The organism is Drancourtella massiliensis (assembly GCF_016900655.1).
GTDB lineage: Bacteria > Bacillota > Clostridia > Lachnospirales > Lachnospiraceae > Sellimonas > Sellimonas catena.
Map to the genome: position 1 here is coordinate 1 of NZ_JACJKH010000081.1, position 819 is coordinate 819.

The window sequence follows — 819 nt, forward strand, 5'->3', positions numbered from 1 at the left end:
ATAAATATATCTTTTACAGTGTGCCAGAAAAAGCGGCGCGCTTTTTTCTTGTGTGTTTCAGGATATTTCGTTATAGTTGTTTTGACAACTATAAAAAAAGAGAAAGAACGAATCCTTCCACAGCACGTTCTTTCTCTTACCCGTGAGTGCCGCAAGCAATGCCATTGCAGGATCTATGTCCTAATTAAGATCGGCTTCTCTGCTGACAGCGGTCACATCAACACTATTATGATAAGAAAAAACGCTCTTTTTTGCAAGTTAATTCGTATAAAAAAATCATCAAAAGTTTTGTTCGAGTCCTATATGGCTTCTTTCTGCCCCGAAAGGGAGGCCTGCCCCATCTGCGGTTCCTCCGGCAACTGCCATGTCCATGCTTACTATGGCCGCCGCATCATCGATTTTATCCATGGGAAACCCGTCACACAGGAAATCACGGTCCTCCGGCTGGTCTGCGTAAGCTGCGGGCATACCCATGCCGTCCTCCCGGATATGATCATCCCCTATTCCGGTTATGGCCTCTTTTTTATCCTCCGTGTCCTGGCGGAAGCTTTCCTGGACCGTTCTTCCGTTGAGGCCCTCTGTGAACGCTTCCGCATTACCAGGAACCAGTTCTATAAATGGAAACAAATCTTTTCCCAGCACAAACAGGAATGGCTCGGGATGCTGGAACACTCTGAAACCTCCGGGCTGGATTTCCTCCTTGGGATTGCCCGGCTGCCGGAGTATTCCCTTTTCTCCGGCGGTTTTGCGGATAAAACCGCTTATTCCTTCCTCCAGTCCCACAGGAATCCCCCTGCCATGGCCTGATCCCCGGCGTCT

The 819-nt window shown here is 48.7% G+C and carries 1 protein-coding gene; it reads left to right on the forward strand.

What is annotated here, in order from left to right; translation table 11 throughout:
- Positions 1-303: 303 nt before the first annotated feature.
- Complete coding sequence (locus H6A32_RS17060) at positions 304-807, forward strand: DUF6431 domain-containing protein (RefSeq protein WP_296100315.1); 504 nt, start codon at positions 304-306, stop codon at positions 805-807.
- The last annotated feature ends 12 nt before the right edge of the window (positions 808-819 follow it).